21 protein-coding genes are annotated in these 19,254 nt (G+C 72.2%); 7 read left to right on the plus strand and 14 right to left on the minus strand.

Annotated features, from left to right (window positions below; translation table 11 throughout):
- Window positions 1-5: 5 nt before the first annotated feature.
- Entirely contained in the window at window positions 6-632 is a 627-nt protein-coding gene (locus ACH4SL_RS30855; RefSeq protein ID WP_398451581.1) for a sugar O-acetyltransferase, read from the plus strand.
- Here ACH4SL_RS30855 and ACH4SL_RS30860 read toward each other — a convergent pair.
- From ACH4SL_RS30860 to ACH4SL_RS30870, 3 genes are read right to left on the minus strand one after another with little or no spacing between them, the layout of a single operon-like run.
- Window positions 607-1,269, minus strand: a complete 663-nt coding sequence (locus ACH4SL_RS30860) for a response regulator (RefSeq protein ID WP_398451583.1) — start codon at window positions 1,267-1,269, stop codon at window positions 607-609. The two genes, ACH4SL_RS30855 and ACH4SL_RS30860, sit on opposite strands and share 26 nt — an antisense overlap.
- Window positions 1,266-2,456, minus strand: coding sequence for a sensor histidine kinase (locus ACH4SL_RS30865; protein WP_398451586.1), 1,191 nt, complete (start codon window positions 2,454-2,456; stop codon window positions 1,266-1,268). Before ACH4SL_RS30865 ends, ACH4SL_RS30860 begins: the two co-directional genes overlap by 4 nt.
- Before the next feature lie 5 nt (window positions 2,457-2,461).
- The gene (locus ACH4SL_RS30870) at window positions 2,462-4,672 is read right to left on the minus strand and encodes an MMPL family transporter (RefSeq protein ID WP_398451589.1); all 2,211 of its coding nucleotides are present in this window, start codon (window positions 4,670-4,672) and stop codon (window positions 2,462-2,464) included.
- Between the two features lie 97 nt (window positions 4,673-4,769).
- Between ACH4SL_RS30870 and ACH4SL_RS30875 the strand changes: the two genes are divergently transcribed.
- Window positions 4,770-5,423, plus strand: coding sequence for a class I SAM-dependent methyltransferase (locus ACH4SL_RS30875; RefSeq protein ID WP_398451593.1), 654 nt, complete (start codon window positions 4,770-4,772; stop codon window positions 5,421-5,423).
- Between the two features lie 57 nt (window positions 5,424-5,480).
- Window positions 5,481-6,293: a hypothetical protein gene (locus ACH4SL_RS30880; RefSeq protein WP_398451596.1), complete on the plus strand. Its 813-nt coding sequence runs from the start codon at window positions 5,481-5,483 to the stop codon at window positions 6,291-6,293.
- Here ACH4SL_RS30880 and ACH4SL_RS30885 read toward each other — a convergent pair.
- The 6 genes from ACH4SL_RS30885 to ACH4SL_RS30910 all read right to left on the minus strand — a co-directional run bounded on the left by ACH4SL_RS30885 (window position 6,284) and on the right by ACH4SL_RS30910 (window position 11,202).
- Window positions 6,284-6,676 carry a hypothetical protein gene (locus ACH4SL_RS30885; RefSeq protein WP_398451599.1) on the minus strand — a complete coding sequence of 131 codons (393 nt, stop codon included), beginning with the start codon at window positions 6,674-6,676 and terminating at the stop codon, window positions 6,284-6,286. The genes ACH4SL_RS30880 and ACH4SL_RS30885 overlap by 10 nt on opposite strands.
- 168 nt (window positions 6,677-6,844) lie before the next feature.
- Window positions 6,845-7,894 (minus strand): ParA family protein, encoded by a 1,050-nt coding sequence (locus ACH4SL_RS30890; protein WP_398451602.1) that lies wholly within the window; start codon window positions 7,892-7,894, stop codon window positions 6,845-6,847.
- A complete protein-coding gene (locus ACH4SL_RS30895; protein WP_398451605.1) occupies window positions 7,891-9,096 on the minus strand; it encodes an ATP-binding protein in 1,206 nt (401 codons plus the stop codon). Before ACH4SL_RS30895 ends, ACH4SL_RS30890 begins: the two co-directional genes overlap by 4 nt.
- Before the next feature lie 106 nt (window positions 9,097-9,202).
- Window positions 9,203-10,114 (minus strand): hypothetical protein, encoded by a 912-nt coding sequence (locus tag ACH4SL_RS30900; RefSeq protein ID WP_398451607.1) that lies wholly within the window; start codon window positions 10,112-10,114, stop codon window positions 9,203-9,205.
- 162 nt (window positions 10,115-10,276) lie between these two features.
- Window positions 10,277-10,900 (minus strand): hypothetical protein, encoded by a 624-nt coding sequence (locus tag ACH4SL_RS30905; protein ID WP_398451609.1) that lies wholly within the window; start codon window positions 10,898-10,900, stop codon window positions 10,277-10,279.
- Window positions 10,897-11,202, minus strand: coding sequence for a hypothetical protein (locus tag ACH4SL_RS30910; RefSeq protein ID WP_398451611.1), 306 nt, complete (start codon window positions 11,200-11,202; stop codon window positions 10,897-10,899). The genes ACH4SL_RS30905 and ACH4SL_RS30910 overlap by 4 nt, the downstream gene beginning before the upstream one ends.
- Window positions 11,203-11,306: 104 nt before the next feature.
- On the opposite strand from ACH4SL_RS30910, the gene ACH4SL_RS30915 reads away from it, so the two are divergent.
- The 3 genes from ACH4SL_RS30915 to ACH4SL_RS30925 all read left to right on the plus strand — a co-directional run bounded on the left by ACH4SL_RS30915 (window position 11,307) and on the right by ACH4SL_RS30925 (window position 12,657).
- Window positions 11,307-12,146 carry a helix-turn-helix domain-containing protein gene (locus tag ACH4SL_RS30915; RefSeq protein ID WP_398451613.1) on the plus strand — a complete coding sequence of 280 codons (840 nt, stop codon included), beginning with the start codon at window positions 11,307-11,309 and terminating at the stop codon, window positions 12,144-12,146.
- Window positions 12,143-12,340, plus strand: a complete 198-nt coding sequence (locus ACH4SL_RS30920; protein WP_398451616.1) for a DUF397 domain-containing protein — start codon at window positions 12,143-12,145, stop codon at window positions 12,338-12,340. Before ACH4SL_RS30915 ends, ACH4SL_RS30920 begins: the two co-directional genes overlap by 4 nt.
- A gap of 107 nt (window positions 12,341-12,447) precedes the next feature.
- Window positions 12,448-12,657 (plus strand): DUF397 domain-containing protein, encoded by a 210-nt coding sequence (locus ACH4SL_RS30925; protein ID WP_398451619.1) that lies wholly within the window; start codon window positions 12,448-12,450, stop codon window positions 12,655-12,657.
- Window positions 12,658-12,733: 76 nt separating this feature from the next.
- Here ACH4SL_RS30925 and ACH4SL_RS30930 read toward each other — a convergent pair whose 3' ends face one another.
- Window positions 12,734-13,609, minus strand: coding sequence for a hypothetical protein (locus tag ACH4SL_RS30930; protein WP_398451622.1), 876 nt, complete (start codon window positions 13,607-13,609; stop codon window positions 12,734-12,736).
- Between the two features lie 123 nt (window positions 13,610-13,732).
- Window positions 13,733-14,671 (minus strand): MerR family transcriptional regulator, encoded by a 939-nt coding sequence (locus ACH4SL_RS30935; RefSeq protein WP_398451624.1) that lies wholly within the window; start codon window positions 14,669-14,671, stop codon window positions 13,733-13,735.
- 103 nt (window positions 14,672-14,774) lie between these two features.
- Between ACH4SL_RS30935 and ACH4SL_RS30940 the strand changes: the two genes are divergently transcribed.
- Window positions 14,775-15,434: a hypothetical protein gene (locus ACH4SL_RS30940; protein WP_398451626.1), complete on the plus strand. Its 660-nt coding sequence runs from the start codon at window positions 14,775-14,777 to the stop codon at window positions 15,432-15,434.
- A gap of 6 nt (window positions 15,435-15,440) precedes the next feature.
- Here ACH4SL_RS30940 and ACH4SL_RS30945 read toward each other — a convergent pair whose 3' ends face one another.
- The 3 genes from ACH4SL_RS30945 to ACH4SL_RS30955 form a co-directional block, all read right to left on the minus strand.
- A complete protein-coding gene (locus tag ACH4SL_RS30945) occupies window positions 15,441-16,520 on the minus strand; it encodes a Rieske 2Fe-2S domain-containing protein (protein ID WP_398451629.1) in 1,080 nt (359 codons plus the stop codon).
- Window positions 16,517-17,509 carry a zinc-binding dehydrogenase gene (locus ACH4SL_RS30950; protein WP_398452017.1) on the minus strand — a complete coding sequence of 331 codons (993 nt, stop codon included), beginning with the start codon at window positions 17,507-17,509 and terminating at the stop codon, window positions 16,517-16,519. Before ACH4SL_RS30950 ends, ACH4SL_RS30945 begins: the two co-directional genes overlap by 4 nt.
- Before the next feature lie 101 nt (window positions 17,510-17,610).
- Window positions 17,611-19,248 (minus strand): phytoene desaturase family protein, encoded by a 1,638-nt coding sequence (locus ACH4SL_RS30955; RefSeq protein WP_398452020.1) that lies wholly within the window; start codon window positions 19,246-19,248, stop codon window positions 17,611-17,613.
- Window positions 19,249-19,254 lie beyond the last annotated feature (6 nt).

Raw genomic sequence — 19,254 nt, forward strand, 5'->3', positions numbered from 1 at the left:
ACGCCGTGACGCGAGCGCACGAGGAGGAAGTCCTCGCCAAGATCGCCAAGGGGCTCGTCTACACCGAGTCGGAGGCGTCCTTCCAGGCCCGGCTCCGGCGCGCGGACGAGATCTTCGCCTACAACCACACCCCGCCGTCCGACGAGCCGCGCCGCCGCGAACTGCTCACCGCGATCCTCGGCTCGGTCGGCGAACGCACCGTGCTGCTCCCGCCCTTCCACGCGGCCTTCGGCAGCAACGTCCACATCGGCGACGACTTCTTCGGGAACGTGAACCTCACGTGCGTCGACGACGTCGAGATACGCATCGGCGACGACGTCATGATCGCCCCGAGCGTGACCCTGACGACGACCGGCCACCCCGCCCACCCCGCCCGCCGGGCGGACTTCGGGCGCTTCTCCGAGCCGATCGTGATCGAGGACAAGGTGTGGATCGGCAGCAACGCCGTCGTCCTGCCGGGCGTGCGGATCGGTTACGGCTCGGTGATCGGCGCAGGCAGCGTCGTCAGCCGCGACATCCCGCCCATGACCGTCGCGGTCGGCACCCCCTGCCGGGTGCTGCGTGAGATCACCGACGCCGATCTCGGCACCCGCAATGCGGAGTTCCTCAACGGTGGTCCGGCCGCCGGGTGATGAGCCCGCGCTCCATCGCGGTCACCACCGCGTGCGTGCGGTCGCTGACGTCCAGCTTCGCGAAGACGCGCAGCAGATGCGTCTTCACGGTCGCCTCCGCGATGACCAGGCGGCGGCCGATCTCCACGTTCGACAGCCCGTCCGCGACCGCGTCCAGCACCTGCTGCTCGCGCGCGGTCAGCACGACGGGCGCGGGGCGGCGCATGCGCGAGACCAGCTTCTGCGCGACGCGCGGCGCGAGGACGGTCTCGCCGCGCGCGGCGGCGTGGATCGCCTCGACGAGCTGCTCGCGCGTGGCGTCCTTGAGCAGATAGCCGATCGCGCCCGCCTCCACCGCCCGCTCGATCTCCTCGTCGGTGTCGTAGGTGGTCAGGATCAGCACCCGGGTGCCGGGGTGGCGGCGCACGATCTCGGCGGTCGCGGCGACCCCGTCCAGCACCGGCATCCGCAGGTCGAGCAGCGCCAGGTCGGGCGCCAACTCCGCGACGAGCGCGACCGCTTCGCGCCCGTCGCCTGCCTCCCCGACGACCTCGATCGTCGCGTCGCCCGACACCAGCGCGGCCACCCCGGCGCGCATCACCACATGGTCGTCGGCGAGGACGACCCGCAACGGACCCTTCTGAGGCTGCTCGTTCACTGCTCGCCCTTCCTGGCGGTGGGGATCACGGCGAGGACGCGTGTGCCGTCGCCGACCGAGCTGGTCACCTTCAACTCGCCGCCCAGCTCGGCCATCCGGCGGCGCATCCCGTCCAGGCCGAAGCCCTGCGAGGTGCCGACGGCGAAGCCCCGCCCGTCGTCGGTGATCTCCAGCTCGACCCGGTCCCCGTACGCGGTGAGGACCAGGCCGACCGCCGAAGCGGCCGCGTGCTTGCGGACGTTGGCCAGCGACTCCTGCGTGCAGCGCAGCAGCGCGATACGGGTCTGCTGGTCGCATTCCACCTCGGCCAGTTCGGCGTCCGTGGCGAGACCGGTGTCCTCCGCGAAGCGCTCCAGGACCCGGAGCAGCGTCGCCGTCACCGGCCCCTGCCCGTCCCCGCCGGTCGGCGCCGCGCGCACCAGGGCCCGCGCCTCGGCGAGGTTCTCCCGCGCGGTGCGCTCGATCGACCGCAACTGCTGCGCGGAGCGGGCGGGTTCGTCCGCGATGCCGGAACGGGCCGCCTCGGCCAGCGCGACGATCGAGGCGAAGCCCTGCGCGAGCGTGTCGTGGATCTCCCGGGCGAGCCGCTCGCGCTCCTCGGTGGCGCCCTGCTGCTGGTAGGCCTCGACCAACCGCAGCCGGGCGCCCTCCAGTTCGGCGTTGAGCTGGCGGACCCGCTCGTCGTTCTGCTCGATCAGCCGCACCGCCGCGAGCCCGGCCGCGACGCTCACCGCGAAGGCCGCGAGCGTCGCGACCGCGTTGCCGGTGAAGACGTGCGGGCTCAGCCCCTGTGGGGCGTCGCCGCCCAGCACGGTGACGGCGGCCGCGATGCCGCTGGCGGAGACGGCCGGGCCCGGCGCCCCGGCCAGGTACCAGAAGTGCGGCAGCGTCGCCACGTACACCGACGCCCCGCCCTCCCGCAGGTAGGCCATGCCGCCGAGCCCCGCGATCAGCACCCAGACCACCGTGCGCGGCCGCGACACCGCACGCCCCGGGAGCGCGAGGGTCAGCAGGTAGTACGCCCCCACCGCGACCGGCAGCCCCATCGCGGCCCAGCGGGCCGGGGCGGGGTCGTCCCGGCCGGCCAGCACCAGGGGCAGCAGCCCGAGGAGCAGCCAGCCGAGGACGTACCAGCGGTGCAGGGACCACACACGTAGCTGCCCTGCGGGCCTGAGCCAGGGAGTCATGCAGCTCAGCCTACGTTTGCGGTGCTCGCGGCGGGCTGCCGGTCCTCGGCCGCCGCGGCCGCGGCCCGTGCCCGGCGGACCGCCCGCGAGGGGTACCAGGCGCGCTCGCCGAGCAGCAGCAGCGCCGCGGGCAGCACCATGACGCGGATGACGAACGCGTCCAGCAGCACCGCGACCGCGAGGCTGAAGCCGATCTGCTTCATCTCGATCAGGTGCAGCCCGACGAAGCTCGCGAAGACCGTCACCATGACGAAGGCCGCGCTCGTCACCACGCTGGCCGAGCTGCCGATGCCGTCCAGCACCGCCTTGCGCGTGGACTCCCCGCGCAGCACCGCCTCCCGGATCCGGCTGACCACGAACACCTGGTAGTCCATCGACAGCCCGAAGAGGATCACGAAGAGGAAGAGCGGCACGCGCGAGCCGATCGACCCGGTCGAGGTGAAGCCCAACGCCCCTTCGGCCCAGCTGCCTTGGAAGACCAGGGTCAGCACACCGAGCGCCGCGCCCGCCGACAGCAGGTTGAGCAGCACCCCCAGCAGGCCGACGACCAGCGAGCCGAAGGCCCACACGGTCAGGGCGAAGGTGACCAGCAGCAGCGCCCCGATGATGAGCGGCATCTTCGTCTTCTGGTGCGCGGGGTAGTCCGCGAAGCGTGCGATGTCACCGGTGACCGCGACCTCCGGGTCCGGCAACTCCCGGAAGGCGGAAGGCAGATAGTCCTGACGCAGATGCGCGAGCGAGGTGTGCGCCCGGTCGGAGCTGACGTACGCGGGCACTCCCAGCTCCAGCATGGTGACCCGGTGGTCGGCGGAGGTGCGCAGGGTGGACGTACCGGCGAAGACGGGGTCGGCCTTCGCGCGGGCCGCGACGTCCCGCAGCGCGGCGGCGACCGCGCCCGCCTGCCCCGGATCGGCCTTCACCAGCACCTGGTTCATGGACGTCTGCTCGGGGAAGGCCTGGTTGGTGCGGTCCCACGCCTGCATCGCGGGCAGGCCGCGGCTGTACGTCTCGCGCCCGATGTCGGTCAGCTTCAGCCCGCCGAGCGGCGCGGCCAGCGCGAGGAGCGCGAGCACGCCGACCGCGAGCGTGGCCGCGGGGCGCCTGGCGGTGCCGCGCAGGACGGCGCCGACGAGCCGCCCGCCGCCCTGCCGTTGCTCCCGGGGGGTGCGCACCTTGCCCTTGCGCGCCCGGCGTTCGGCCCGACGCTCCGCCCGTACACCCAGCTTGACCAGCACGGCCGGCAGCACCGTCATCGAGCTGACGACGGCGGCGAGGGCGACGACGATCGCGCCGGTCGCCAGCGACGAGAAGATCACGTCGTCCGCGAGGTAGAGCGTCGCGCTGGACGCGGCCACCGCGAGCCCGGAGACGACCACGGCCCGCCCGGATGTGGCCGCCGCCAGCTCCACCAGCTCCTGCGACCCCAACCGGCCCCCGGCCCTGGCCCGTTCTTCGCGTTCGCGCTTCAGATAGAACAGCGTGTAGTCGACGCCGACCGCGAGCCCGATGAGCAGGATGACGTTGGTGCCGACCCCGGCGTCCGGGAAGGCGTGCGAGGCGATCATCGACAGCCCGATCGCCGCCGCGATCGAGGTCAGCGCGACCAGCAGTGGCACGGTCGCCATCGCCGCCGACCGGAAGACCAGCAGCAGCGTCAGCAACGTGACCGGCAGCGCGATGAGTTCGGTACGCGACAGGTCGTCGCCGCGCTGCCCCTGCACGTCCTTGCTGATGGACCCCCCGCCGCTCTCCTCCACCCGCAGCGCCGGGTAGGCCTTCGCGACCTGCGCGGTCTGCGCGAGCACCGGATCGACGTGGTTCTTCGCGTCCAGCTCCGCGCCCTTGAGGGTGACGTCGACCCGGACGGCCGTACGCCCGGCGTTGTACAACGGGTCCGCCACGTCGGCGACTTCGGCCAGCCCCCGCATCCTCGTGACGACGTCCCGCGCGGCGGCGTCGGCGGCCCGGCCGTCCAACTCCCCGCTCCGCGCGGTGATCAGCACCTTCTCGACGCCCTTCTGCTCCAGGCCGCCCGAGGCCGCGATCGCCTCCGCGCGCCCCGCCTCGCCCACCCGGAAGTCGTCGGCGGTGGCGGCGTGCCCGCCGAGCGCGGCACCCGCGCCCAGGCACAGGACGACGAAGACGAACCAGCCGACGATGGCCCGCCACGGGTGGCGGGCGCTCCAACGAGCCATGTGTACCGGAAGATTTCCCATGCCTCGATGCTGGCCGCGGGGCCCTCCCGGCCATCAGCATCGCCCGGTGGAACTTCCCGTCCACCGACCGGTGGACCCCGCGCCCACAATGGACGCCATGAGTACGCGATACGACGACGTGATCGGCCCGCTGCGGGAGGCGTACGACGCGCGCGCGGCCTGGCGCGACGGCCGCACCAAGGAGCCCTGGAAGACCGAGGAGCGCCAGGCCTTCCGCGCCCGGCTGGCCCCGGGCGCGCGGCTGCTGGAGATCGGTGCGGGCACGGGCCACGACAGCGCCTGCTTCGCGCACGAGGGCCTGGCCGTCACCGCGGCCGACCTCTCGCCCGCGATGGTCGAGCGCTGCCGAGCCAAGGGCGTCGACGCCCGCGTCATGGACGCCCTGCACCTGGACGTCCCGCCGGGCTCGTTCGACGCGGTGTACACGATGAACTGCCTGCTGCACGTCCCCAACCACGACCTGTCCGCAGCCCTTTCGGGAATCCGGGATGCCCTGCGCCCCGGCGGCCTGTTCTTCCTCGGCGTCTACGGCGGCACCGAGAGCGCGGAGGGCCCTCTCGACGGTGACGAGTACGTCCCGCCGCGGTTCTTCTCCTGGCGCACGGACGGCCAGCTGCTCGGCTTCGCCACCGCGTCCTTCGAGGTCGTGGACTTCCACACCCGCGAGGTCGGCACCCGCCGCTTCCAGTCGCTGACGCTGCGCCGCCCGGAGACGGACGAGCCGGACGGCGGCTCGGACGCCGACTTCTGATCCGGCGGATACCGTTCCGCTTTCCGTACGGGGCCCGAGGAGTGGTGTGATGGCGCCATGGCCGGAACGAGCATCACCGTATGTCTGCCCGCAGGGGCTGCCGACGACGTGGAGGCGGCGGTCGCGGAGGCGATGGCGCCGTTCGAGATCGACCACACGGCCGGCGACGACCGGGACATCTGGGATGCCTGGTACGTCAGCGGCGGCACCGCCCACGGGGGAGGTTTCACCGTCCTGCCCGGCCGCGAACACGACTCCCGGCTGCTCCACGAGATCCCGGGGCGATGGTGGCGGCCCGGCAGCCAGGCGACCCCCAACGAATTCGGCTGGTGCGCGGGCGGACCCCGCGGCCTCCTCGACTTCTCCGCATCCCGCGAGGAGGCGGCGGAACTGGCCGAGGCGGCGTGGCAGCGGTGGCACGAGCTGGCACGTGAGCTGCCCGAGCCCCGGGCGCGCGACGTCTTCCGGGCCCGCCGCCGTACCGATCCCGGCTACTCACGGGAGCAGGCCGCAGCCGACTACCGCGCCCAGCCCCTCCTGCGGGCTTTCGAGGACTACCTGGAGACGCTCCCCACCGAGCGCTACTGGTGGGGCTTCCTCCGCTCCATGGACCCGGTCACCGACATCGGACCCGCGTCCCTGGAGGAATTCCTCGTCCGGACGCTCCCCTCGGCACTGAACACCCGCAACGTCCTCACCCTCGACGGCTGGTGGCACGAGGACGGCGCCCCCGGCATCCACGGCGCCTGCCCCAGCCCCGCCGCCTGCCCCCACACCCCCGGCGTCCCCGCGGGCCAGGACCACGTCGACGCCTACCTGCTGGACCTGCCCGCCGACACCCTGCTGGTGAACGTGCACTGTCACGTCTGAGCGGGGCCTGCGAGCGGCAGCTCGTTGCCGCGCTCCACGGCGTCCACGGCCGCACGGACGAGGCACGCCTCCCGCGGCGAGGCGTAGTAGTCGAGGACGTCCAGCGGTACGAGCACGGACCCGCGGCCCGGTACGGCGAGAGCCCGCGTCTCCTCCGCGCTGAGCGCCGCGGCGACGCACACGACGTGGCACTCCCCGTCGGCGATCTCGCCCAGGGCGACGGTGTGCGTGAGCGTACGGGCCAGGCCCGTCGCCCGCAGCAGCTCGCGATCCGCGGTGTCGGCGATCCGCCCGCCCGGCGGACGAATGCCTGACGCTGCCCGCGGCGCGCCAGGCCGCAGCCGAAGGACGCCGCCGCCACCCCACGCCACCACCGAGCTCACCAGTTGGCAGGCGTCACCCGAGAAGATCGCCCGCCTCGTGAGGTCACCATGGTGATCGAGAACCGGCAGCGCTGGGCGCGCCGACGCCTGAGGAGACCAGGTTTTGTGCCGACCACCAGTAGCTGGCCGGTGGCCGGCAATTCGGCGGCGAGCTGGGGCAGCAGGTCGTCATCGGGGTGGGCGAATCTCGCGGTCGTCGACGCGTGCGAGGACGGCTCGGGCAAGGAAGCGGAATTCCCGGAAGCAGGTCTGGACGTACTTCTGTGTACTTCCCAAAGCTCCATCGGCCGGCCTGAGGTCGAACATGGGCTTGCGGGCGTCGTGGGCCAGTGGCATGAGGCTCCGGTAGTTCCGCAACGTCGCGATCTCGTACGTGCGGTCGCTGGACGAGGCCGTCTCCTGGCCCAGTACAGCTGTGCCGAAGACCCAGGGGATGCGTTCCAACCAGCGGGCGTAGGCCTTGACGGGGCGGTCGAGGCGCATCTCGGGCTGCATGATCACGTAACCGAGGGGCCGCATCACGGCGTTGGGCGCAGAGATGGTGTCCGGGACGCGAGGCAGGATGAGCTGCTGCCAGTCCCGGCGCCAGTTCCGGAGGGTCGGGCCGAGGTTGCGCAGACCCTTGAGCGAGAAGAGGTCGGCGGCCAGCGGCATGAGCACCGCGTCCGCGGCGAGCAGCGACGCGCGGTTGATCGCCCCGAGGTTGGGTCCGATGTCGATGAGGACGATGTCCGCGTCCACCTCCCCCGCAGCGCTCTGGATGATGCGGTGGAAGGCGGTCGTCGTACGGATGGCTGCGAGGTCGCCGGCGTAGGTCTTGAACCACTCGTTGGAGAGCTTGTCCTCGAACCGGCTGAGGTCGAGACTGCCCGGGAGCAGCCAGAGACCCGGCGCCACGGCGGCGGGGTGGACGGGCCGGATGTCTCCGGTGCCCTCCAGGATCGGGCGGACGGCGTCGGCGATGGTCTGGCCCGGGCCTACCCGTCCGGTGGCGGGCAGCGCACGGTGCTTGACCCCTTGCTCGATGAGTTCGGAGGAGTCCTCCCACAGTTCCTCGAGTTCGGTTTCGTCGAGGCACATGGCCGTGAGATTCGATTGGGGGTCGAGGTCCACCGCAAGCACGCGAAGGCCGAGCCGCTGGAACATGTGGGCGAGGTGGTATGCCAGGGTGGTCTTGCCGACGCCGCCCTTGTTGTTGAAGAGCGCGATGGATGTCATGTCGACACCCGCAAGGTGACGGACCACGAGGATGCGTCGACCTGGAATTCAGGTGGGGGGTTTCCGTTGCGTTCCAGCGCGGCCCGGACCCGGCCGATGCCCCGGCCGAACCGGTTGACGTAGCCGAGTGACTTCATTGCGGCGGCCAGGGACGGGTTCCGGTAGTCGTTGACCCGGTCGAAATTGTCGCTTCGCACCTGCCCGTACGGCCCGCCCGGGTTGGTGACCTCGATCCTGTCGTCGAACCACGCGATGCGGGCCGGCGCATAGGAGGTTTCGTAGTTGCGGTGCATGAGCGCGTTCATGCAGACCTCCCGCAGGGCCTCGAACGGATACTCGGGATGTGGTTCCTCGCGGAACCCCTTCTCCACCAGCCGGGTCCGGAGGTGTCCGCGCAGGACGGGCTCCAGACGCGCGGCGGTGTCGATGATGTTCTGCCGCAGTTCCTGGTCGTCGGCGATCGGTGCGTCCAGGTCGACGCCCTGGTAGCGAACAAACTGCACGTACGCTCCTGGGACGAAAACGCTGGGGTCGAAACCCGCGACCAGGAGCCCGAGAACGGTCGGAACCGGACGATCCACGGAACGGGTCAGGTGGAGCGAGGCCAACTGCTGTGGCAGCGGCCGCCCGTTCTCCTCGATGACGTCCCGGTCGACCACGGACGGCAGGTAGGTGCTCCGGAAGACCTCCAGATCGAGGTCGTCGAGGGTGCTCGCAGGCACCAGCCGGGTGTCGTAGGGGCCGTCTGCCGCTCGTCTGCGTTCGGTCAGCACCCGTTCGTCGTCACGCGTCGCCCGTCGCGTCGTGGGGCCGGGGCGTACCCAGACCACGCCCTCGAATCGGACAGGCGGCGTTCCCGACGCCTCCACGCGGATGTGCACCACGGGCTTGCCCTGGTAGACGGCCGCCTGGACGGTGAACGAGGGGCGGTCGAGGATCCGGCCGTCGTCCCGGAGGTCGGTCAGTGCGAGGAGCGCCTGGTCACTGACATCGACACCCTCGACAGGCTCGCCCTTGTCGTCGACCCCGACGAGGATGTCGCCGCCCCCATGCCCCGCGAGGTCGTTGGCCATGGCGCACACCGCGTTGCCGATCGCGTCACCGCGTTTGCCGGCGCGTTTCGCCGTGCTCTTGAACTCAAGCCGGGGTGTCTCGCGGGTACCCAGGGACTGGGCCAGATCGTGGGTGCTCACGGTGCTCATTCTTCATCATGGCTCGTCGTCGGTACCGGATCCGTTGTTGCGGCACCCGAGAAGTTGTTTGTGCGAGCCTCCTCGCCGGCATTGAGGCTACGTGCGGAGGGGGAGGTCAGGCTTTCGCGCCGGTCAGCGTGCCGGGGCGGATGGTGAGGGCGGCGCGGACGAGGGCTCGGCCGCGGGCGGCGGTGCGGGCGCGTTCGGTGTCGGCGTCGGGCGGTGGGGCGTCTGCTTCGGCGCAGGTGCGGCAGGTGCCCTCGTACGGGATCGGGCGCGCGCAGCCGACGCACTCGTGCGAGCGGGGCTTCGGTGGTGCGGCGAGCGGTGCCGGGGGCAGCTTGCGGGTGAGGCGGTCGCGCAGGAAGGCCGACGCGTTGTGGACCCGTTCGGGCAGGCCGCTGAGCAGGGCGGGGGAGAGGTCGCGCGGGCCGAGGCCGCGCTCCAGCCAGGGCGTCACCAGGGGTGCGAGCGTCATAGCCTCCGCCGCGCCGAGTCGCAGGCGCGGCTCCGCTGCGGTCATGCGGTGGAGCAGGGCAGCCGCCTCGGGGCTCGCCGCATTCGGAGGTGTGGACGGGGTTTCCCGCCGCCCTCCCCGACCCGTGCCGGGTGCGGCGCCGGTCGGTGTCCGCTGTGCGGGGAGGGTGGGTTCTTTCCCGCGGTCCTTTACAGGGTGGGCGCCATGGTCGGCGGTGGCCGGTCGACCGGAGCCCGGACGTACGGCACCCGGTCCCGCCTGCGGGGAGTCGTAGACGTGGGTCTCGCTGACGAAGGTGCCGTCCGGGCGGCGTACCCGCTCGACGCGGTAGTAGCCGAACTTCGTCAGCTCGCGCAGGGCTTTCGCGACGGCCAAGCGGCCCTGGGGGCTCGTGTCGGCCATGTGGCGGCCGTCCTCGCGCCAGCCATCGGGGCGGGAGAGGAGGTCGGCGAGCAGGCCGCGGGCGGTGTAGGACAGCCGCCGGTCCTGCAGCAGCGTGTTGGGCAGGACCGTGAAGCCGCGCGCATGGCGGCTACGATGGATCTGCATGGGGAGGTGCTTCTCCTTGTGCCGGGCCCCGGAGCGTTGGCGCGCTGCCGGGGTCACCCTATTGAGTTCACTGGTGACAGAACGTACCACGTGCTTTACCCATGATCGACCGCTCCTGGGCGCCTTGCCGCCCGGCGGAACGTTTCTGGTCAACGTGCACTGTCACGTCTGAGCCGGGCCTGCGAGCGGCAGCTCGTTGCCGCGCTCCACGGCGTCCACGGCCGCACGGACGAGGCACGCCTCCCGCGGCGAGGCGTAGTAGTCGAGGACGTCCAGCGGTACGAGCACGGACCCGCGGCCCGGTACGGCGAGAGCCCGCGTCTCCTCCGCGCTGAGCGCCTCGGCGACGCAGACGACGTGGCATTCCCCGTCGGCGATCTCGCCCAGCGCGACGGTGTGCGTGAGCGTACGGGTCAGGCCCGTGGCCCGCAGCAGCTCGCGATCCGCGGTGTCCCCGATCCGCCCGCCCGGCGGCACGTACCCGCCCGGCAGCCGCCACCCCTGCGCGCCGCTCACCGCCCCGGCCACGGGCACGAGGACCACGCCGGGCCCGTCGTCCCCCAGCACCAGCACCCGCGCGATGAGCCGCATCCCGCTGCCCCGCTGCGGCCGCAGCGGCTCCCCCCACTCCCCGAACTGCTCGGCGAGCCACCGCGGGCTGACCTCCCAGTCGTCCGCGAGACGGCTCATCGACCGCCCCTCGCGGTAGGCCATGAGCACCATCGCCTTCTTCCGGACCACCTCGTCCCGCCGCTCCCTGATCTCCGCGGCCGTCAGTCGTGTCATCGCGGTTCTCCTCCCGCCGTCTGGCGTACGTCCCTGCTCCTCGCGTTGGCGCGCAGCACCGCGATCCGCAGTGCCTGCCGCGCCCGGATCCCCTCGGCATCCCGCCGCTGCTCCTCACTCGCGGGGCTGACGCCCCCGGGCCGCACGCTCCACTCCCTGCCACCCAGCAGGGGCCGCAGGTACCAGAACCCGTACGTCTCGCCGCGGAATTCGCAGAGCCTGCCGTCACCGTCGACCATCAGCGTGCCGACCTGCGGAATCTCCGGCTTCTCCGCCTTGCCGGCGGGGGTGCACTCGGGCATGGCCGCTCCTCTCCGTAGTGCTGCCACTACCAAGCGGCTTCAGGCTGACGTACAGTCAGTTGTGCCCACAACGTGGGGGAAGCGACGGGAGAGTTGGTGTCGCCGTGGTCAACATCAAGGAATTGCAACCGGAGAGCAGTCCGGAGGCGGCCTTCGGGGCACGTCTGCGCACGTTGCGGGAGGCCCGCGGCTGGACGCAGGACGACCTGGCCGACAAGACGGGCTATTCCGCCAAGCACATATCGGCGGTGGAAACTGCCCGCAGGTCCTCAACTCTGCGCTTTGCGCGGTCGCTTGACATAGGGCTGGGCATCGTCGGCACGTCGAACACGTTCGAGCGGGAGTGGCGCGAGATCCGCCACGGCACGCTGCTCGAAGGCTTCCCCGAGTACGTGGGCCACGAGGCTCGGGCCGCCGAGTTGCGGCTCTACGAGGTCGGCGTCATCCCCGGCCTGCTCCAGACGCCCGAGTACGCCGCGACTCTGGCCGCCGCGGCTGTCAGGCGAGGCGCCATCACGCCCGAGCAGGCAAAGGAACGAGTTGCCCTGGTCGCCGACCGGCAGGACGCCCTCGTCCGCAAGCCGCCGCCCCTGGTCTTCGTAGTGCTGGACGAAGGCTGCATCCTGCGACCGATCGGCGGCCCGGACGTCATGGGCCCCCAGTTCGACAACCTCCTCCGGTTCGCGGAGCTGCCGAACACCGTCCTCCAGGTCGCCCCCTTCGCCATGGGCGTACGGCGACCCTTCCACCTGCCGATCACCGTCCTGACACTTCCCGACCGCTCGCTCATGTCGTACGCGGAGTCCACGCAACAGGGCCATCTGGAGCGGGAAAGCGCCTTTGTGCTGCCAATACTGACGGCCTATCATCAGTTCCAGGCCGAAGCGCTCTCGCAGGCGGAGTCCGTGGCCTTGATCGGCAAGCTGCGAAGGGGCACCCCGTGACGACCGAATCTCCCTGCTGGATCAAGTCCTCCTACAGCGACAACGGCGGCCAGTGCGTAGAGGTCGCGGCCTCCAGTGACGTCGTCGCCGTCCGCGATTCGAAGAACCCGACGGGCCCCGCCCTGAGCGTCCCGGCGGACGCGTTCACCGCTTTCGTCGAGGGTGTCAAGCGCGGTGAGTTCGGCACCGTCTGAAGCCATCCCGATCGCTGGGGCCTACGCGTACAGTCGCCCCAGGCCGAAGCGGCACCGCAGGCCCCGCCTGCGGCTGCCGCTCCCGCGAGCTGCGAAGGGGCACCCCCGTGACGACCGACACCCTCCGCTGGTTCACGTCCTCCTACAGCAGCAACGGCGGCCAGTGCGTCGAGGTCGCCACAAACACCGCAGCGTCCACCGGCACGGTCGCCGTCCGCGATTCGAAGAACCCGACGGGCCCCGCCCTGAGCGTCCCGGCGGACGCGTTCGCCGCCTTCGTCGAGGGCGTCAAGCGCGGCGAGTTCCACACCGCATAGGGGTGTGGTGACGGGGCCGGGCTCGGGGCCACCAGCACCGGAGACACGGCAGCCTCCCTGGGCTGCGCGGGGGTGGTTACGGCCCAACCGGCGTCCACACCTGAAGCTCGTCCACAAGGCGCTCCGCCGCCGCCCGGGCCGGGGCAAGGCGCGGGTCCTGCGGGTGGGCGTACGGGCCTGCGATCTTGGCGCACGCGAACAGCATCATCACCTTGCCGTCCCGGCTGCTCAGATCGCCGGCGCGCTCACGCCGGACCCGGTCCGCGAGTGCCGGGACGCCGAGGGACTGCGCCCACAAGGACGCCGAGTCCAGGCCCCGTGGTGCCATGCCCCAGTCCTCCCAGTCGAACAGGCAGAACTGCGGGGCCGTGACGTTGTGCCAGTTCAGGTCCGCGTGCGCGGGAGCCCACCGTTCGAGCGTCGTGTTCGGCGAACCGGGGAAGGCGGTCCTGATGACCTCTGCGATGTGGTCCGCCGTGATCGTCACCGTGTCAGGCGTGGCGATCCGGCTGGTGCGGTGGGCAGCGAGGGCGTCCAACGTGCCGTTCATCCCTGCCCACCACTCGTCCGGCAGCACCGGTTCCTCGGTCTGGACGCCGCCGGGCTTGACCGGGGCGGAGGGGAGCAGATCGTGCTCGTCCGCCCGCCACATCGCGGCGTCGTCCTTGCCGCGCCATGACACCGCCGACCGCCATGCCGGTTGGACGACGCCGTCGAGGAGCGCGGCGCTCTCGGCGCCGTTCCACCCCTGCTCGCGGATCCGGCTGACGGAGCGTCGCTCGATGCGTACCCACGTGGCGCGGTCCGTCCGGGCGCCGATGGTGCGGCGCTTGCGCACCACGGTCCCCCGGTCCAGGCGGACCTGAAGAGCCCGCTCGACATGGTCGAGAACGTCGTCGGCCGGTTCCCGCCGCAGGTCGACCGCGGCGGCCGAGGACACCGAAAGCGCCATGAAAACGACCGTAGCACCCCGCTTGCCGGCCGACCGCGCACTGGAAAAGGTCCGCATCTCGGCTGGATGGCCTACGACAGCGGCGGGCCCGGCCCCGTCCAGCGCCGCCCCGCAACCGCCCCGTCATCCCCCCGCGCGGACGCGCAGCGCCTGGACGGACCAGTCGAACACCGGGGCCAGGCTCTGCGGGGCGGGCCAGCCGTTGACCACCGCGAGTAGGCGCAGGTACCGCTCCCTGCGGGGGTCGTTCACGGTCTCCAGGCGGGTGGCCAGGCGGGCGCGGAGGGCGGCGTCGTCGGGGTGGTCGAGGAGGTGGGCGTGGTGCGCCGTGAAGGCCGCGACGATCGGGTCGGCCTGGGGTGAGGCCGGGTCGATGTTGGCGGCCAGGGCGGGGGCGGCCTGGTCGCGGACGGTTGCGGCGATGTCGCGGCGCGGGGGCGTCGTGCCGCTGCGGGACCGTTCGGCTGCGTCGTCCTCGACCATCCGGCGCATGGCGGCGCGGAAGTCCGGGTCCAGGGACATCTCGGCCAGCTCGACCCACGCCTGGACCTGTTCGGCATTCGGGTTGCCGGGCAACTCGGGGGTCATCGAGCGCATGGGCCCCGCGAATACGGGGGCGGCGTCGGGGCCGCCGAAGACGGCGTCGAGGAAATCGCCGATCAGACGTCGGCGTTCGTCCTCGGAGAGCTGGGCCAGCCGGTGCATGAGTTCCGCCTCCTCGGGTGTGGAGCCGCGCTCGGCCACCGCCGTCAGCACCGCGCGCCGCAGGCGCAGGACGCGGATCTGCACGGCCAGCGCTTCGGCGTGCGCCGCGGCGACCTCGGGGAGCGAGAGCTCGCGGTCCACGACCCTGCGGATCGTGGGGAGGTCCAGACCCAGCTCACGCAGGGTCCGCACGAGGTCCAGGCGTGCGACGGCGCCGATGCCGTAGCGGCGGTAGCCCGCCGGGCTCCGGTTCGTCGGCGTCACGATTCCGCGATCGGAGTAGTACCGGATGGTCTTGACCGTGAGACCGGTCCGCCGGGCGAGTTCGCCGATCGAGTAGAGCGTGTCACCGTCCATGCCCCCACCTTCGCGCCTCCCCCTACGGGAGACTCAAGCCCCTGTGCCCGCGGGCGGCCCCGTAGGGTGGCCGGACGAGCAACCGTGCTGGGGGGAGACCGACGTGGCGACCGAACAAGCGGTCAAGGGTGGCGGGACGAGCACGTCGCGGGGGGTGCCCGCCGGACTCAGCTCCGTGCTGTGGGCCGTCGCCGTGCCCGTCGTGACCGTGGTGTTCGCCGTCGGCGGGCTGTACCTCACGCTGTGGTTCGCCGTGGTCGGACTGCTGCTCACCGCGACGGTCGCGGGGGTCTGGGCGGGGATGGGGTGGAACCGCGCGGGGGCCGGGACGCTCGTGGCCGTCGCCGTCATGGCGCTGGGGCTGTTCGCGGGGCCCGTCGCGCACGACACGTACCTCAAGCAGTACGGGACGAAGGCCGACGCGCTGGTGGTCGACACCGCGCAGGAGAAGGACGGGCACGGGCGGGACGTGTGCCGGGTGGTCGAGACGTCCGGGAAGGTCCGGGACCTGGGCAACACGGAGAACTGCTACGCGCAGTTCAAGCGCGGCCAGCACGTCGTGCTGTACAAGGACCCGATCGGCAACCTCAAGCCGTGGATCGAGGCCACGGACACCCGCGACCTCGACACCACGGGCCTGGTGACGACCGGCAGCCTCTTCGTCGTCACCGGTGGTCTGATGCTCTACGCGGGGCTGCGGCGCCGCACCGACCAGCAGGTGGCCCAGAAGAAGCAGCGCCGCCGGGCCCCCGCCGCCGCCTGAGGCGGCCTACGCCGTCACCTCGCTCTCGGCGGGAACGGGCGTGGGCGCCGGGGCGGGGACGGCCGGCGCGTCCGGGGGGTAGAACTGGCGGGTCCAGCGGCGGAAGGGGCCGATCGGGCCGTCGCCCTGGGCCAGGCGCGGCGGGGAGACGTAGCGCTTGGTGTCCCAGATCGGGAAGTCCTCCGCCACGAAGGCCGCGTTCGCGCGGATCGCCGGGCCGCGCAGCAGCCGGGCTCCGGTGCGGCTGACCCAGCGGGCGAGGGGCGCGGGGAGGCGGGCGGGTTCGGCGGCGGCGATGCGGATGGTCTGGCGGAGCTGGAAGCGGCTGGGCGCGATCATCGTGGGGGCGATCATGGCGCAGGTGCGCAGGCCCATCCGGGGCATCCGGGTGCACACGTGCAGACGGCTGAGGCCGCACGCCTCGACGTCCACCTCCAGGTCGACCTCGCCGAGGAGCGGGACGCGCTCGCGGGTGCGCATGGACAGCCGGAAGGCGCCGCCGTCGAAGTCGACCGGCACTCCCTGCTGGGAGTCGTTCCAGCGGTGCAGCGCGGTGAAGTGGCCGAAGTCCACCGCGTTCTCGACGGCGTCCTGCGCGTGGCCGGGCATCTCCCAGGTGTCGCAGTGCGAGGGCAGCTCGCCGAGCATGTGCCACTCGGGCAGCTCCCAGAGGGGCGGGCGGCCGGCGTGGTGCCGCCACACGAAGACGGTGTCGTTGACCTCGCGGACGGCGTGCTGCGTGACGGTCGCCGCGGGCGGCGGGGTGCCGTACGACGTGCGGGTGCACGTACCGTCCGGGCCGAAGGCGAAGCGGTGGAAGGGGCAGACCAGGTCGTCGCCCTCGACCGTGCCGCGGCCGAGGTGCGCGCCCAGGTGCGGGCAGTGCGGGCGGACGGCCCGGATCCGGCCGTCGCGCAGCCGGTAGAGGACGACGTCCTCGCCCTGGAGGGGGCGGGTCAGGACGGTGCCGACCGGCAGCTCGGCGGTGAAGGCGACGGCGAACCAGCCGTCGGGGTAGGGCAGTTGCGGCGGCAGCGAGGACGCGGGGGAGGGGCCCTGCGTGAAGTGCCCGGAGACGCGTGTCACAGCTCCACCAAAACCTTTCCGCGGGAAGCGGCCCGGTCGGCGAAGAGACTGCGGTACGCGGCCGGGATCGCGTCGAAGCCGCGGTGCACGGTCTGCCGGTAGCTGACGTCGCCGCGGCGGATGGCCCCGCCCAACTCGGCATGCAGCGCGGCCCAGTTGTCGGCAGTGAACCACTCGGGCGCGAAGATGCCGCGGACGGTGGCGCGCGGGAACATGATCTGGTTGAGCAGCCGGGGGCCCGTCCACTCCTGGCCGACCTGGCTGGACCACTGCCAGCTCACCGCCACCTGGGCGCCGACGTTGAGCATCCCGAAGACGGTGTCGGTGAAATCCCCGCCGAGGTTGTCGAAATACTTGTCGACGCCGTCGGGGGCGGCTTGCGCGAGGGCGGCGGCGAGGGCTTCCGGGTCGTCGCCGTGCCGGTAGACGATGACCTTGTCGAAGCCGAGTTCGGTGAGATACGCGGCCTTCTCCGGGGTGCCGGTCGTGCCGACGACCCGGGCCCCGCGGCGCTTGGCCAACTGGCCGACGAGCGAGCCGACCTGGCCGGTGGCGCCGCTGACGACGACGGTGTCGCCGGGCTCGACGGTGAAGAACTTCGTCATCGTGCCCCACGCGGTCATGCCGGAGCCGCCGAGCACGCCGAGCGCGGTGGACAGCGGCAGCGTGTCGTCGTGGTCGGCCGGGTCGAGGCGGCGGTAGTCGGGGAAGACCATCGGGAAGGTCCCGCCCCACTGCCAGGCCGCGCCGTCGCTCACGACATGGCTGCGCCAGCCGCCGAAGCCCTGGACGAGCTCGCCGGGCGCGAAACGGGCGCGCGGGCCCGCCGCGACGACCTCCATGATCGAGTCGGCGCCCATGTGGTCGCCGATCGGGGTGTCCAGCGCGATGCCGTGCAGGTAGGGGTCGACGGAGACGTAGCGGGTGCGCAGCAGCATCTCGTCGGCGGCGAGGCGGACGTCCACCTCCTCCGTCATCTTGCGGTACATCCGTGACACGTCCGGCACGCCCTCGACGTGCTCGGCCACGATCCACTTGTCGACCGTCACGGTCCGGACGGCCTGCCCGGGGTCCACGGCGGGGGCGGTGCTCACAGGGTGACTCCTTCGAGGATGTGGGTCGGCCGCGGCGCGCTGCCGTCGACCTCGGCGCGGAAGGGCCTGCCGTCGTCGCGGCAGACGTACTGCATGACGTGCCGCCCGGCGGCGGCCGCGCGGATGAGGCCGCCGGTGGTGGCCCACACGCCGGAGAGGTAGAAGTCCGACAGGCCCGGCAGGCCGGGCCCGTGGGTGCGGACCAGCGCCTCCACGGCGTCGCCGCTGGGCAGGAACGGCTGCCAGCCGAGCACCGTGCCGTCGTAGTTGCCGGTGTAGCGGACCTGGGTGAGCGGCGTGGAGACGTCCTTGACGGCGACGGCCTCCCGCAGGCCGGGGTAGTGCGCCTCCAGCACCTCCAGGACCGTGTCCCGCACCCGCCGCTTGGCCTGCTGGTACGCGCGTCCGCGGCCGACCGCGAGGGTGTGCGTCTCCACCCCGCGGCGCACGCGGCTGGACTGCTCGGGGCCGGTGCTCAACTCCCGCCAGGGGGCGATGTCGCAGAAGTAGCTGGCGTAGACGACCGCGGTGCCGGGCGGCGACAGCTCGGGGTAATGGCGGCTGCGGAACTGGACGTTGATGCTCGGATGGCGGATGCCGGTCAGCCGCGCGGCCTGCTCCTCGCCGAGCAGGTACGTGGAGCAGGGGTCGCCCTCGGGGAAGGGGCGGCGCAGGCCGAGGAAGACGGTGACGTAGCCGGGGAAGATCATGCCGGGCTCGTCGATCGTGCGGGTGTACAGGCGGCGGTAACCGTCGTCCATGTAGCGGCCCTTGAGCAGGTCCAGCACAGCGGTGCGGCCGTCGCACGCGGCGACGACGATGTCCGCGTGGCGCTCGCTGCCGTCGCTGAGCCGTACGCCCACGGCCCGGTCGTCCTCCACCAGGATCTCGGTGACCTTGGCGTTGTACGCGATCTCGCCGCCGAGGCCGAGGTAGCGCCGCTCGATCGAGCGGGCCAGGCCCAGCGAGCCGCCCTCCGGGACCCCCGCGGAGCCGTTGGCGTGGCTGGCGAGCTGGAACCAGAAGGGCAGCAGCGGGAAGCTCGGGTGCTTCTCGTAGAGGATGTGCTGGAAGGCGTCGCGCAGCAGCGGCGAGTGCAGGCGCGCGGCGAAGTCCGCCATGGACGTGCCCATCGCGCGCCGCATCACGTTCACGTACGGCAGGAAGCCCGCGAGCATCCGCAGGCGTTCGGCGCGGCCCATGAGCGGGACGGGCGTGAGGAAAGGGTATTTGACCAGGGCGGTGCGGAAGGCGCGGATCCCGTCGCAGAAGCGCCTGATCGCGCGGGCGTCCTGCGGGGAGATCTCCAGCAGGTGGGCCTGGAGGCGGTCGGGGTCGGAGTAGAAGCGCACCGCGCGCCCGTCGCGCGCCCGCACGGTGTTGAAGGTCTCGAAGGTGCGCATCGACTTGCCCTGGAGCGCGCCCAGTTCGAGCCAGATGCGGTGCATCTCGTTGCCGGGCCCGGAGCCGAGCAGCCAGCTCGCGGTGGGGTCGAAGGTGAAGGCGCCGCGGTCCCAGGCGGTGCAGCAGCCGCCGGGGATCTCGTGCATCTCCAGGACGGTGCTGCGGTAGCCGTTCATCTGCGCGTAGCAGCCGGTGGACAGGCCGCCGAGGCCGCCGCCGACGACGATCATGGTCTG

The organism is Streptomyces sp. NPDC021020 (genome assembly GCF_044333285.1).
In the GTDB taxonomy this organism is placed as follows: domain Bacteria; phylum Actinomycetota; class Actinomycetes; order Streptomycetales; family Streptomycetaceae; genus Actinacidiphila.